14 protein-coding genes are annotated in these 13,698 nt (G+C 51.8%); 4 read left to right on the top strand and 10 right to left on the bottom strand.

Annotated features, from left to right (window positions below; translation table 11 throughout):
• Positions 1-236 precede the first annotated feature (236 nt).
• Positions 237-902: a glutathione S-transferase family protein gene (locus ACI2JR_RS07860; RefSeq protein WP_462478277.1), complete on the bottom strand. Its 666-nt coding sequence runs from the start codon at positions 900-902 to the stop codon at positions 237-239.
• 261 nt (positions 903-1,163) lie between these two features.
• A complete protein-coding gene (soxR, locus tag ACI2JR_RS07855) occupies positions 1,164-1,622 on the bottom strand; it encodes a redox-sensitive transcriptional activator SoxR (RefSeq protein WP_132730282.1) in 459 nt (152 codons plus the stop codon).
• Positions 1,623-1,707: 85 nt separating this feature from the next.
• On the opposite strand from soxR, the gene soxS reads away from it, so the two are divergent.
• Positions 1,708-2,037, top strand: a complete 330-nt coding sequence (gene soxS / locus ACI2JR_RS07850; RefSeq protein WP_004856516.1) for a superoxide response transcriptional regulator SoxS — start codon at positions 1,708-1,710, stop codon at positions 2,035-2,037.
• Here soxS and ACI2JR_RS07845 read toward each other — a convergent pair.
• A complete protein-coding gene (locus ACI2JR_RS07845) occupies positions 2,022-3,626 on the bottom strand; it encodes an EAL domain-containing protein (protein ID WP_462478276.1) in 1,605 nt (534 codons plus the stop codon). The two genes, soxS and ACI2JR_RS07845, sit on opposite strands and share 16 nt — an antisense overlap.
• 533 nt (positions 3,627-4,159) lie before the next feature.
• On the opposite strand from ACI2JR_RS07845, the gene ACI2JR_RS07840 reads away from it, so the two are divergent.
• Positions 4,160-4,441, top strand: a complete 282-nt coding sequence (locus tag ACI2JR_RS07840) for a YjcB family protein (RefSeq protein ID WP_132730284.1) — start codon at positions 4,160-4,162, stop codon at positions 4,439-4,441.
• A gap of 46 nt (positions 4,442-4,487) precedes the next feature.
• Here ACI2JR_RS07840 and ACI2JR_RS07835 read toward each other — a convergent pair whose 3' ends face one another.
• From ACI2JR_RS07835 to ACI2JR_RS07810, 6 genes are all read right to left on the bottom strand, one after another.
• On the bottom strand, positions 4,488-5,189 hold the full coding sequence (locus ACI2JR_RS07835) for a hypothetical protein (RefSeq protein ID WP_462478275.1): 702 nt from the start codon (positions 5,187-5,189) through the stop codon (positions 4,488-4,490).
• Positions 5,158-6,777 carry a hypothetical protein gene (locus tag ACI2JR_RS07830; protein WP_462478303.1) on the bottom strand — a complete coding sequence of 540 codons (1,620 nt, stop codon included), beginning with the start codon at positions 6,775-6,777 and terminating at the stop codon, positions 5,158-5,160. Before ACI2JR_RS07830 ends, ACI2JR_RS07835 begins: the two co-directional genes overlap by 32 nt.
• A 13-nt stretch (positions 6,778-6,790) precedes the next feature.
• Positions 6,791-9,316: a CS1-pili formation C-terminal domain-containing protein gene (locus ACI2JR_RS07825; protein WP_462478274.1), complete on the bottom strand. Its 2,526-nt coding sequence runs from the start codon at positions 9,314-9,316 to the stop codon at positions 6,791-6,793.
• 24 nt (positions 9,317-9,340) lie between these two features.
• Entirely contained in the window at positions 9,341-10,009 is a 669-nt protein-coding gene (locus tag ACI2JR_RS07820) for an EcpB family pilus assembly chaperone (protein ID WP_132730288.1), read from the bottom strand.
• 60 nt (positions 10,010-10,069) lie between these two features.
• Complete coding sequence (locus ACI2JR_RS07815) at positions 10,070-10,654, bottom strand: common pilus major fimbrillin subunit EcpA (RefSeq protein WP_132730289.1); 585 nt, start codon at positions 10,652-10,654, stop codon at positions 10,070-10,072.
• A 104-nt stretch (positions 10,655-10,758) separates the two neighbouring features.
• Positions 10,759-11,334, bottom strand: coding sequence for a LuxR C-terminal-related transcriptional regulator (locus ACI2JR_RS07810; protein WP_462478273.1), 576 nt, complete (start codon positions 11,332-11,334; stop codon positions 10,759-10,761).
• A 428-nt stretch (positions 11,335-11,762) separates the two neighbouring features.
• Between ACI2JR_RS07810 and ACI2JR_RS07805 the strand changes: the two genes are divergently transcribed.
• Together ACI2JR_RS07805 and ACI2JR_RS07800 are read left to right on the top strand one after the other, a co-directional pair.
• On the top strand, positions 11,763-12,608 hold the full coding sequence (locus ACI2JR_RS07805) for a transcriptional regulator (RefSeq protein ID WP_462478272.1): 846 nt from the start codon (positions 11,763-11,765) through the stop codon (positions 12,606-12,608).
• A 6-nt stretch (positions 12,609-12,614) separates the two neighbouring features.
• Complete coding sequence (locus ACI2JR_RS07800; protein WP_462478271.1) at positions 12,615-12,986, top strand: hypothetical protein; 372 nt, start codon at positions 12,615-12,617, stop codon at positions 12,984-12,986.
• Positions 12,987-13,104: 118 nt separating this feature from the next.
• Here the strand turns inward: ACI2JR_RS07800 and iraM are convergent, their stop codons facing one another.
• Positions 13,105-13,455, bottom strand: a complete 351-nt coding sequence (gene iraM, locus ACI2JR_RS07795) for an anti-adapter protein IraM (RefSeq protein ID WP_132730292.1) — start codon at positions 13,453-13,455, stop codon at positions 13,105-13,107.
• Between the last annotated feature and the right edge of the window lie 243 nt (positions 13,456-13,698).

Below are 13,698 nucleotides of genomic sequence, written 5' to 3'. Positions count from 1 at the left end.
GAATTTACCCACCCCTCTGAAAAGAGGTAAATAGCGGGCAAAATAAAAAGGCAAACGATTATCCAGCCTTTAGATAGGCCTTTTCAACTGAAGTTTGTGGTCATTCGCTAAATTTTGCTTATGGCGTTCATGAAATAACCAGCGGGTGCGCAAACGTTATCGTCCATGCGCAATCCGCTAACATTTTTGTATTATGTTGCGCGCCATGGTCGCCGGTCATCACAAAAACCACTGTCTCAGCCCGGCAGGGTGAACGGACCGCCGCGCTGGATCGCTCGCTGCCAGGCCGGGCGCTGCTCGACCCGCTCTCGCCATTGCCGGATATGCGGTAAATCCTCAATACCGCCGCGCGCCAGTAGCGCCATCACCGGGAAGCTCAGCTGGATATCAGCCATGCTGAGCTGCGCGCCGGCAAACCACGGCTGGCGAGAAAGATGATCCTCGATATAGCGGGCGTGAGTGGCAATTTGCCGGTTCAGCCAGGCCTTCTGCACGCCCTTGCCCAACGCGTTGCCTAATGTGCGCATGCCGAGCGGAATCGGCGGTTTACCGAGGCTGGCAAACACCAGTTTCAGCAGCAGCAGCGGCATCAGCGACCCCTCGGCATAATGCAGCCAGAAGCGATATTGCAGCTTATCCGCCATCGCCTGCGGCCTGAACTGCTGTGCGTTGTCGTAGGTTTCCTGCAGATATTCCAGAATGGCGCCCGACTCCGCCAGCACGTAGCCGTTATCTTCCACTACCGGCGATTTACCCAGCGGGTGGATCTTCTTTAACGCCGGGGGCGCCAGCATGTTTTTTTCCCGCTGGTAGCTGACTATTTGATAAGGCAGCTGGAGTTCTTCGAGCGCCCATAGCACGCGCTGCGATCGCGATTGATTGAGATGATGTACCGTCAGCATGAGGCCTCTCCCGTTATTCGTTCGAATTAACTATAGGAACTGACGGCGATTGACGGAAAAATTTCGCTGAAATAAACGGGTGAAATCACCGGGCTGTGCCACAATTACAGTGTCGGCGCAATCCGGAACCTCCAGCAACATCTTGCGCAATACCGAGGGGAGCCGATGTCGGGGGAAACCCTCCTGGGAACCATCAGGATAGAGTAAAAAGACAAAGACCGGAAAACAACTAAAGCGCCCTGTTGTGGCGCTTTAGTTTTATCAGTCATCTTCCAGCAGGCGCGCGCCGGTCCCCTCTTCGCCCAGCTTATCTCCCGGGTTACGCAACGGGCAGTCGCGCCGCGACAGACAGCCACAGCCAATGCAACCATCAAGCTGATCGCGCAGCGCGGTTAAGGTATGAATGCGCCGGTCCAGCTCTTCCCGCCACTGCGATGAGAGCTGCTTCCACTCTTTCGCACTGAGGTTATGCCCTTCCGGCAACACGCCAAACGCATCGCCGATGGTCGCCAGCGGAATACCGATACGCTGGGCAATCTTGATGATCGCCACGGCGCGCAGCACGTCGCGCCGATAGCGTCGCTGATTGCCGGTATTACGCTGGCTGTGAATCAGCCCTTTGCTTTCATAAAAGTGCAGGGCGGAAACGGCAACGCCGGTGCGTTTTGCCACTTCCCCTGGGGTCAGCAGCGTTTTGATGCGGGGTGATTTCTTTTCCATAAAAGCGCTTTACCTCAAGTTAACTTGAGGAATTATACTCGCCCGCAGACAAAACGACGAATCGAGAATTGAGAGAGGCCGCTTTATGTCCCATCAGGATATTATCCAAACGCTTATTGAATGGATTGATGAACATATCGATCAACCACTTAACATTGATGTAGTCGCCAGAAAATCGGGATACTCAAAATGGTATCTTCAGCGGATGTTCCGCGCCGTTATGCATCAAACGCTCGGCGATTACATTCGTCAGCGCCGGTTATTGCTGGCGGCGGAGGCGCTTAGAACCACCCAGCGTCCGATCTTTGATATTGCGATGGATCTTGGCTATGTGTCGCAGCAGACGTTCTCACGGGTCTTCCGCCGGGAGTTCGACCGCACCCCCAGCGACTATCGCCATCAGATTTCCGCCTGACCGATTTGCGTACCTGGGCGGAGCGCCATCGGGGAGTTCACCAGCCAGCGTCTGAACTCCGGCAGCGGCATCGCCCTGGCAAAGTGCCAGCCCTGACAATACTGAACGCCGCGCTGCCGTAGCCAGTTGACCTGGTCTGGCGTTTCGACCCCTTCGGCAACGATCTTCAGACGCAGACTGCAAGCCATATCAATAATATGCTCGACGATCATCCGGCTGGAGCTATTGGTGGTGAGGGTATCGATAAAAGATTTATCGATCTTAAGAATGTCCACGTTCAGCGAGTGGAGATTATGGAGATTGGAATAGCCGGTGCCAAAATCATCAATGGCGATCTCATAGCCCGCCTCGCGAAAGGCCTGGATAACCGGCGTGGTTTTCTGCACATCAATAAACCCACGTTCGGTGACCTCAATTTTTATCTGCTCGATGCGGATCGCGTAGCGCTCCGCCTTTTCACCGATTTGGGCGATAAGCCGCGATGAGTGAAAATCGGTAGCGGAGAGGTTAATCGCCACATACAGCTGCGGATGCCGCGCCAGAAACTCCCCCACTTCCGCGAACAGCTCGTCCACGACATAGTCGGTCACCCGGGCCATCATTCCTTCATTTTCCGCCAGCGGAATAAATTCGGCCGGGCCCATCACCGGGCCATCGCACCCCGGCCAGCGCAGCAGCGCTTCAACACCGACGCAGCGGTTATTTTTAATATCGATGATCGGCTGATAATGCAGGCATAGCTGACGGCGATTTAACGCGCGCTGCAACTTCTTGCGCGGGGAATGGTATTGTTGCCGGGTTCGCGACCACACCAGCAAAATCAGCATGCTACAAATCAGACCCAGCGGGAGGGTGAGCGTCATCTGATCGTATAAGCCCTGATAATAGCTGGCGTATGAAGTGGACATAATCACGGCGATCGGGCGGATTGCCGAGTGGGCGACGGTATACACCCGGTTGTCATGCTGGAAAAAGGCGTCCTGGTGACGAATTTGCCGGTGTAACCCACGCACGTCGGCATTGCGGCTGGTGGAAAAAAAGAGGTGCGTTTTGGTATCAAACAGACCGTAGGCCAAATCTTTATCACTTGATATTAACGAACTGTAGGAAAGTGGGTTAATCACCGCGACGTAGCGTCCGCGCTGCATATAGTTCATGGCAAAGCCGGGATAGAAAGGCGTATCGCGGTAGTAGTAGATAGCGACATCCGGTCTTTTGGTATAGTTCGCCGGCGGAATACGCCAGGGAGTATCAGGGTGTACCGCGGTAGAACAAAAAAACCGACTGCCGTTGGCATAAATTAAATCATCAACGTAAAGCGAACTGCGAACAATCGTCAGCATATATTGCTGATGGCCAGGAGAGCATATTGTCCCTTGATATTGCATGGCCATTTCCCGCGCCCGCTCGGCCTCATAAATGACCATTTCCGTTTTTTGCAACGCCAGTTGAGAAAATGAACGAAGCTGGTCCGTGGTTTCCGCTTTAGCTCTGATTTGCGCAAACCACAGCGCCAGAACCACCGGTAGCAGGACCACGAGGGTAATACCAAATGTTCTCAACACCTTGTGCAGTGTGCGACGATTCATTTCCGCTGTTTATCCATGCGATACGCCTTAATCACGGTAAAAGATCACTCCTGTTGTAATACAACAGAGACTATTTCCAGCAACCCGCTATTTGATGTAAAACCCCACCCTCAATAATGATGAATAATACTGATTTCATCGGGAATCGAGAAACATTCTCGACATTATGCGAGCAGTACCACGCTCTGATTCGGTTTATCCGTACGCTCGTCGGAAATAAGTCATAAAAGCCGCAGAGAAACGCGACAAAAAAGAAATCAAAGGCCGGGAATGTGAAGTTTATAGCCTGAGTGAACACTAAAAATATCCCCCACCATTATCCACAATAATAACAAGGTTAAAAAACAGCCAAAAAAAACGCCCATTTTTGGCTGGCGAATAAAACAACAAGTGTGATATAGTTCACACAACTTAATGAAACAAGAACAGTGTTTCATTACTCCCTTGATCGCCCGTAGATAGCCAGAGCGCCACGTCATTGTCAGTCTCGCCAGGTTGTCAAAGGCACCCGACTTTCTTTGAGGATGAGGTTGATGGCTTCCATTACTACCAGTGTCATACTCTTGCGCTGGCCGCTGGTGAGCGCGGTTTTGATGTTTTTGGCCAGTTCGATGAACATTCAGCTGCGCAAAAGTGACTATGCGGGACTAGCGGTGATTTGTAGCTGCCTCGGCCTGGTCGCCGCCTGCTGGTTTGCCACCGGCCTGTTAGGTATCACCCTGCTGGATATCGCCAAAATCTGGGGCAACATCAAAGACGTGATGGTCGACGTCATGAGTCAAACGCCGCCAGAATGGCCGATGATGATGACCTGATAATAAAAAAGCTTCCCTGCGGGAGGCTTTTTTATTTACCCGGCGCTCACGACGGGCAATCCGACGATATTTTAATAAACTTATCATTATAGATAATATACTTATTGCCAGGCTGGCGCAGTGCCGCCTGGCGAACCACATCCCCAGGCCGCAAATACCAGGCCTCACCCTCTTCTTCCGTTGATTCACACCCCGGTTTGATCAGCAGCTTAAACCAGGTATTACCGCTGTTGCTGACGCTCCCCGCCTGGCGATCGAAAGCCCATTGGAACTGTACCTGCCGCGGACGCACCACCAGAATCGTCTCCATCACCACGATCGGATCGATGCCGATCGCCGCGCCGGCGGCATTGTAGGCGATACGGTTACGGGTGGGAATTTCGCGAAATGCAACCCGGTAGTATCGCTCGCGGTTATCCTGCGGGCCGTGATAATAGAATTTAAAGTACTCCCCTTCCCCGGCCTGCAGGGTCAGCTGACGCGGAGCAAAGAGCAGCTCGCCGTCCGTCGGACGCGAGCGCACCTCGTTGCCTCCCGGACGGTCGATGCCGATGACTGAAATCTGGTACAGGTGCGCGCTCTGGTTGTTATTCAGTACCCGTTTGGCGACAAAATTATCCTCCGCTCCCAGCGAAAAGGTTAAGTTGCCGACGGCGATCGCCCCACTCGTTGCGGGCAAGCTGAGCAACAGCAGCCCCGCAGCGGCCTGCAGCAGTTTAATTAATATTACGCCACGTCGCCTGGACATGAATCTCTCCTGAAGCACTCACTTCACCAAACCAGCCATCGTTATCAATCGTTCTTAACGAAATATCGTCGTTCATCGGGATGGAAAATTTTACCGTGGTCTTGTTCATTACCCCGGCATCGCCGGAAGCATCCGTCCACGGCGTCGTCAGCCACAGCGCATCCGTCATATCGCGCCAGCGGCCGTCACAGCCTGCGTCGTAGGTTTTGACGCTGCCACTCTGGGTGGTAAATGCCAGCAGCCCCGGAAAGGGGACTTTTGTCGTGCCGTCTGCCGAACTGAAGAGGCAGTAGGAACGACCGGCGATCGACTGCGCCGGACCGGTCACTTTGATCAATACCTCATCGGCGGCCGTTCTTCCGCTGGTGGTGACGATATAGCCAATATCGAGCGCAGGCTGCCCCGGGCCGACGTTTCCCTCGCGTGAGGGTGAGCTGATGTACTCATCGGAGATAATGCTGATGCTAAAATCGCGCGGCTTAATAATGAGCGAGTTGGAGGTCGAAAACTCATACCAACCGGACTCCGGCGAAGTGGTGTTCTGAAAACGGAAGTTAAACAGATCCTGGGTGTTGATATCGCTGATGCCCAGCGCCACCATCTGCTTAAAAAAGTTGCTGGAAAAGAAGATGTAGACCGCATCCGAGGCTTTCATCTCGTTAAAGGTATAGTAATAGGCGGTACCGCTAACCGGCTTCCAGCTATTCCCGTTCAGGCTGAACTGCATATCATATATATTCACCGCTGAGGTCAACGATGAGTTATTAATGGCCGGGAAAATATGGATTGAGGTATTGCTCAGTCCGTTATGCTGCAGCGTATAGTTGACCATTTTGCAGCTCAGGCCGCTACGGGTGCCAATCGTCTGCGCCTGACAGTTAGTACTGCCCTCGCCCAGCGTGGGGATCCCATCGCTATTGATAAAGACTTCCGTCAGCGAATGGGTGTTGATGAGCTTCAGATTGGCCGCTTTCGTGTGAGTGACCTTGCGTACATACCAGGCGCCTGAAGCCTGATCCTTACAGCGCGCTCCGCTGGTCGCATCGTAGTTTACGGAGGTCTGGCAGGCATTAATGGTCATCGACAGGCTGCCGCCCACCGGCTGCTGCTGCAGATACTGATAGAACGAGTCCGACATCATGCCGTGCATCCACTTTTGCCCACCGGTGGTGACCGTTACGCCATAGAAACCGTTCGCGTCCGTGACCTGCGGCAAAATCAGGCTGGTCGCCATATCGCAACCGGCATACCAGTTAATACAGCGCAGGCCGCTCAGCGGATACGACACCGGCGCGTTTTCCAGCCACATATCAAACTTCCAGTTGGCGTTAAGTCCGGTATTAAAACCATTATCGATATAGCCCAGGCTCTGCTGATAGATGGTGCCGCTTCCGGTATATTTCAGCCCGGTCCAGCGGCTGGCGCCGGTCATACGCGGATCCAGCACCCCGCCAGGAGTGACGAAAAAGTTATCGTCGGAGTTGTTTTCCACGAAAACATACTGCACCGCGGCCGCATCCGCCCAGGTTGTCTTCGTCACCGCCGCGTCTGTCCGCGCCGCGCACAGCGCGGCGATAAACAGGCACATCAACGGGAGCCACTTAGCTTTCATTACCTTCTCCTGCCTGCTGCAAGCTGGCGTAAGTTTTCAGACCGGTACAGACCACATCGCCGACCCAAACCGCCCCGCGTGCCTGGCTAAGCTCCAGCCCCACTTCGCAGCTCTGGTTATTGCCGTAGGTGAAATCGATGGTCGGATATTTTTTATCCACATCCATCACAAAGCCGCCGCTGCTATCGGTGCGGGTACGGCCAATGTGGTTATTGATATGCGCATTCGCCAGCAGCGTGCCGTCCTCGGCGCGGATGCGCCCGGAAACGGTCACCATCTGTTTCACCTCCGGTTCAATGATCGCCACGTTGCCCGGATAGAGCGTCAGTCGGCTCTTGCGGCTGCTGACGATGTCGTAGCTGTCGAGGGAGTTCTTACTGTTCTGGAGTTCCACTTCATAACGGCTGTATGGCGAAAGCGGCAGATAGTTACGCTTGCCGGAGAGCTGGACTAGCCGCCCGTTGACCTTCGCGCTCAGCTTGCCGTCATCATCAAGATCGGTTTTAAAAATCACCCCGGCATTGCCGTCGGTCCGCCCGCTGGCGGCGATATTCCGCCCCTGCCAGCCGACGCTGCCGGTGGCGGTCAGGTTGGTATTCACATAGCCGTCTGCGCCGCTGTTGATATTCAGCGTACCGTTGGCGTAGCGCGTATCAAACTGGGCATAGGCTCCGCCGCTCAGCGTTTTGTCATCTCCGGTGTCCCCGGAAATCGCCCGGGAAATATTGGCGCCAAGCGTACGCACCATCCCCTCATCAAACTGCTTACGCGCGGCCAGGTTAGCCATGGTGTAGCCGTTCTGGTGGGTCATGCCGGCGCTGAACCAGTTGCCCAGCGGCAGCGAGAAGTCCAGCGCGATATATTTCCCGGTACTCGCGCTACTGCTGCCGTTATTGAAACGCTGAACCCCGGCACGCAGGCCCAGCGAACCAAAGGCGCCGCTAAACAGGGTCTGATAGTAATCGGCGGTGTAGTAATGGCTGCGATAGCGGCGATCATCGTTATAGCTGACGCTAAAGGTGCCGAGTTTTGACCACAGCGGGTTCAGGTTAAGCGTCCCGCCGATCGCCCGGTTATTGGCATCGCTACGCCGCAGCTTGTCGCCGATGATGGTTTTTTCCTGGTTAACCCAGACGGTGCTAAATCCCCCCGGCAGCGAGGTGCTGATGCTGCCGATACTGCTCCAGGAGCTATCGCTGGCCAGCATATTCTGCAGGTTAACGCTAACCGCCTCCGTCAATGGCAGGGTCAGGCGCGTCTCGGCCACGGCGTTGCTATCATAGCCGTAGCCGGTCGCCGCCCAGTTGATGGCGCCGACGGAGCCGGACGTGGACGCGCCCGCCAGCCAGCTCTCTTTTGCCGGCTGGCTCTTTTTACCGCTCTCCGACCAGCGGTCCATGTGGAAGCTGCCGCCCCAGATTTGCCATGCCAGCGGCGCGTCGGCCCCACGGCCGCGGCTGAAGAGCTTGTTCACGCGCTGGGTCCGTTTGCTCACGACCCGGCCGTTGACGATCGTTTCAACGTCAACATCATAAATCCCGTACGGCAATCCTCGGGTGTCCACTTCGTGGTTGCCCATCATAAAGTTCTGCACGCTCAACAGCCGTCCATCGCGCGACAAATGCACTTCACCCGCCGCCGGTAAAAAGGCGACGATCGGCGTCACCGATTGTGAATGATCAAACACCGTCGAGCTCGCCTGGTTGCCCCATGAGGCGCCGTAGATTTTCCCGGCCGAGATGGCGGTCATCGGCCCCAGAGACTGTAAATTCCACGTATCCAGCATGCCGCCGGCAAAGCGATGGCCGGCAAAATCACGCTCATACATGGCCTTATAAATCTCGCTATCCTGATTGCGGGTTCCGACGCCGTACAGCGAGCCATCCAGCACGATATGGTGTTCACGCAGCGAGCTGACGTTGTTCAACGACAGATAGCTGGAGGTACTGCTCCCGCCGTTGCGCATCTGGTTGTTATAGACCCCGAGGTTATAGTTCAGGCTGCTGCTGATCGCGTTGACGCTGGACTGGCCGATATCCTCACTGCGCGCTCGCAGCACGGTGCCCAGCGCCTCGCGCTTCACCACCAGTTGCAGCAGCAGCTGACGCAGGCTGAGCTGTAGCCGCGCATCGGTCGTGAGGCTGATACGTAAATCGCCATTGAAGGCTTCATTCGCCAGCCCGGTCAGCGTTTTCCGGGTTGGTTCGCTCACGCTGGCGTTGTCGCCGCGCTCTTCCAGCTGGATATGGCGGACGCGCAGCGTGCCGTTGTCCAGCCAGATAAAGGCGCTTCCGAGGCGCTGATCGTCCTGAGTCCCCGCGCTGCCCTCCAGATGCAGAAACAGCGGAATACTCATTCCATCCTGCAGCGCCTGGCTGAATGCCTGGGGAATCACCACTCCACCCATTTGCTGTATCTGCGGTTGGGCAGCACTGACGCTAAGCGGAATAGAAAAAATGGCCATACCGTAGGCAAAGAGCGTTTGCAGCTCAGGTGAAATTCGTAGCAGAGGCATAAGCTTATTCCGTCAGCACGAGGGTTATTTTACGGGCACAAACTGCTCACCCTGCCAGAGTGCGACCCGTCCTTTTTTATCGGCAACATTCACGCGGGTGAAACGGCGCTCTTTGCCGGGCATGAGGTAATAGTTTTCTTTGCACTCTTTGCCATCCGCCGGCTTCATGCAGGGGCCGTAGGCCAGGATACGCAACGTGGCGTTGCCGGTATTCACCAGCGTGCCGTTGGCGTATTGATAGCGGTAATCCACCTTGCGCGGCGCGATGACCAGAATGGTGCCGATCCGGGCTGATGCCGTGGCGACCGCGCTGCGGGTCGCGCTATCGCGCTGGGCATCGCTTAGCGCCTGATCGAACCAGACAATGCGGTAGTAGCGCTCGTTAGCATCCGCCGGTCCTTTATAGAAAAAGCGAATCACATCGCTGCTTTTCGCTGGCAGCAGCAGGCTGGCAGGGGTGAGTAACACCTCATCCTGACTTTCCATCGCGATGACGCGGCCGCCATCCAGCGGTGAGGAAAGGCGCTCAATATGGATATTGATTAAACGTCCGCTGTCGGTGGTGTTTTTAATCTCTTTGCTGAGTACGCTGGCATTGCTGCCCATAAATGAAGAGATATCGCCAACGTCCAGCGCCAGAGCGGGCATGATTGCGCAGAAATAGAGGCTGATAGCCAGAATGCGGTTTTTCATGGGAATTCAGTCCGTGAAAGAAAGCAGGGGGCAAGCCCCCTGCCTGGTATGTCAGTGGAATCAGCTGGTCCAGGTCGCGTCGAACTGGACGCTAACATCCCCGCTCCAGATCCCTTCCGGCAGCGTGCTGTAATCGGTTACCGGGGTCGAACCATCGGTGGTGCCACTGATAATGGTGAAATTGAAACCATCCTGTGCGGTTGCCCGTCCCGTCTGGTTGTAACCATTGGCCAGCGCGCTCAGGTTGCCGCCGAAAACGCTATTGGCGGTATCGATCATGATGGTATCGGCAGATTTTTCTACCGCTGCGCCGTTGTAATCAACGCCGACATTCAGCGTCGAACCGGAGGTATCCAGCTGGGTCAGGGTATTGGTAATCAGGCGGGAGGTCAGTTTAAATGCCGTCGCCGTGGCGTCCCCTTCAATCGCGACATCAAACAACCCTTTTTGCGAGTTAAAGCCTTTAATCCCTTCAGCGTACTGGAAAGCCAGGCTCCCCAGCGGAGTGACGACCAGTTTGCTGGTGGTGTCTTTTTTCGCCGTTGCCGACCAGGTTGCCACTGCCTGGGCAGTTACATCGGCAGCCTGAACGGTACCCACGCAGAAAGTGGTCACAAGTGCTGCTGCTAACATTTTCAATTTCATATTTATCACCTGATAAAGATAAGAGGCTTTTTATGGCCCGTACTGTTCCATAGTTCTTTATGGAATGATCACCCTTAAGAACCTGCTGTTCTTAAATGTAGAGATTAAATAAGACGGATAGCATTGCCTGAAGCCGGCAAAATAAAACGCATCAGCCCCAGCATGGTTATGTTATTATTATTTAATAAGCCGACCTTGTTGCTGGTATTATTTTTATGCAGACTCACCGTTTTGATGCTCAGACCGAGGATTTCAGAGACATCATTAAGTAAATTACCAATAATCATCAGCGACATTATCTTCTCTTCACGAACGGTAAGATTTCTTTTTCTGACTTTAATTTTTTTTAGTTTAAGAATACTTTCCACCGTTTTAACACTGGCATTGGCAGAGAGAAAACAAATGTTATTAATATCAGAAACCTCGCTGACAAATTTAGCATCGGGCGCCACGATCACTTTCGCCTGAGTATGCGAAAGATAGTATCGATAAGCACAGAGTATTTTATCTATCTGAGCAAAATGGATAATCACATAGTCTTCAGAAGATAGCGCATGAGATTCTTGTTGTGCAAATTCACTATCATAGCTATCCACCCAGCTGATACCGCACTCATCATCGGCCATATTCACCAGGCCCTGCATATAGAAATAGTTATCAGTTACGATCAATACGGCCATGATAACAATACCTCTATTCCATTGAGTCCATTAAAGCAATCCATTTGAGAACGCAAACATCTCCGATAACGCTTTACCTTTCTTTTATAAATAGTGACAAAACATCACTATTAGTTCTGCTACGGTAGCGCGGTCATCTTTCTTGCTTAAATAGTAATCGTGGTTGTTGGTTTTTATTACTCATAAAGTTATGAAGTGCACAAAAATCACATTTGTTGACTTTTTGTAAACACGTAACTAACTGATAAGAATAATAAATACCAAGTAAAATTAACAATTTGATCATTCTTTATAACAAACATATTACTGGATTAAGATTATTCTTAGTTATGAATGAATGTCAGACCTGGTCTTTGATGCTAGTATCGCGATATCGAATCCCGGATAAATGACACAGTGGTAACTATTCTCACAATAAGACATCATATATGGATACTATTTACGTAATCGAGGACACGCTGCTATTTAATCCCACAGCGCATACTCTCCATTCCATAAAAAGCAATGAACACATTACTCTGGCGATACCTGCAAGCCTGTGCTTTGATTTACTAATTAAGAACAAAGGAAGAATCGTCACTCAGGCCGAGCTATTGCAAAATGCCTGGGGAGAAAGAGGGATGAATGTTACACCGAATACTTTGCATCAGAACATCTCTCTGCTGCGCAAATCGTTAAAACGCCTGGAGGTGAAAGGAACCCTTATTCAAACTATTCCGAAGCGCGGGTTTATGATTGGCCATGAGGCCAGTATCCTGAATCACCGTGAAGGGCCTCCCCCGGAAAACGCTCGCGAGATGGCAGAGATGTGGGATGATACTGTTTTAGCGGAGGAGCACGATGATAAGGAAAGGATACACGATCAGCCTTCCGTTGAGCCGCAGCCCGGGAAAGCAAAAGAGAAAATAGCGCCTGCTGGCGTCATCAGGCGCGTAATGCAAAGAAAGATACAGTGGTCCGTTGGGGGGATAACGCTACTGTTGTTATGCCTGCTGTATATTCATATCAAACCGTTCTCGACAACCGATTCGCCTTTTGCATCTTATACCCAGCTGGCTACGATAAACAGCTGCAAGGCCCTCAGAAATGACGATTTGCGCTTCGATGAATACTACACGGACTTTCTTAAAGAGCATAACATCAGGTGTTCACAAGGACAGACGGTGTATATCACCAATCATTATCCGTCGAGCCGGACCTCGCTGATCGTTTGTCGGTATGCAATCAAATCTAATAAAAAATCATTCTGCACATCATCTTACTACTTAAAATAGCACAACATGAATACACGTAAAATAAAAACAATTATCGTCTGCATTAGCATCATTATGCCGCTAAGCTTTGCTTTTTACTATCTGGTCTCTGGTAATGATGAGATCATTGACTGCACTTCCGCATTCTCGATTGTCAACGGCAATGAAGAATTCTCTTTTTCGGTCACCTTCCTTGCTAACAATGGCAACGGCTTAATGACCTTCAGCGGAAATTCTGGTAATGGCAAAGATAACATTAGCATCAGAAAATATTTATCATATGTGAAAAATAAAAATAATATCTATATTTTCACAAGTACCGATGAGAACCTGCGGACAGATGTCGCACCGCTGGCTAATCAATTCGATGAAATCTTACCGCCATTTTCACGGAGGTAAGCAAAGAAAATAAATTTATTATCAAGATCATTAAAATAAAATCTGGCACCTGGGTATTCATGTCAACAAACACGCCATATTTCATTTGTGAGCGTTAGGATGCTTAGCCGGGCATCCGTCAGCACAGCGCATGATGTTTAAAGCTCCCCGGGCATCGCTTGATCACACAGTGCGGTTGATAACAACAGCCCTCCACCGTTGTCGCCCCGAAATCATAGGGGCAGGATGGCCGTTCGCGTAGCGCTTCCCACTGCGCGTCGCTGTAGGTCGAAATATTATAGACCTTTATATAGTGATATCGGTCATTGACTAATACTTTTGAGGAATACAGCTTCATGGACTCCCCAGGAAGTAATAAAATATCGGCCTCGTACCACAGGATAAATTTTAAAAAATATAATCCTGAGACACTTGAAAATGCCACGCCAGAATGTGGGCAGATGATGGTATTCAGGACCGTCCATTTCATATCGCCTCCTTGTGATCTCTGGCCATAATCCTGTTGATAGTGATAGCAAAGATCATAATTAACCGCAAGCCCTCTCCACAATATTATACAAAAATCGTGAGCGGCAGAGATTCAACTAACTATTTATAAGTAAGTTCTCTAATATATAATACGTAGAGGCAGGGATATAAATACATAATTCTACATTTGAATCGGTATAAATTTACAATAACAACTTTCTGTTACTGAAGATAATGAAAACAG

The organism is Klebsiella sp. NPDC088457, assembly GCF_044900465.1.
Taxonomy (GTDB): Bacteria; Pseudomonadota; Gammaproteobacteria; order Enterobacterales; family Enterobacteriaceae; genus Klebsiella.
This window is presented reverse-complemented; position numbering and strand designations above follow the sequence as displayed.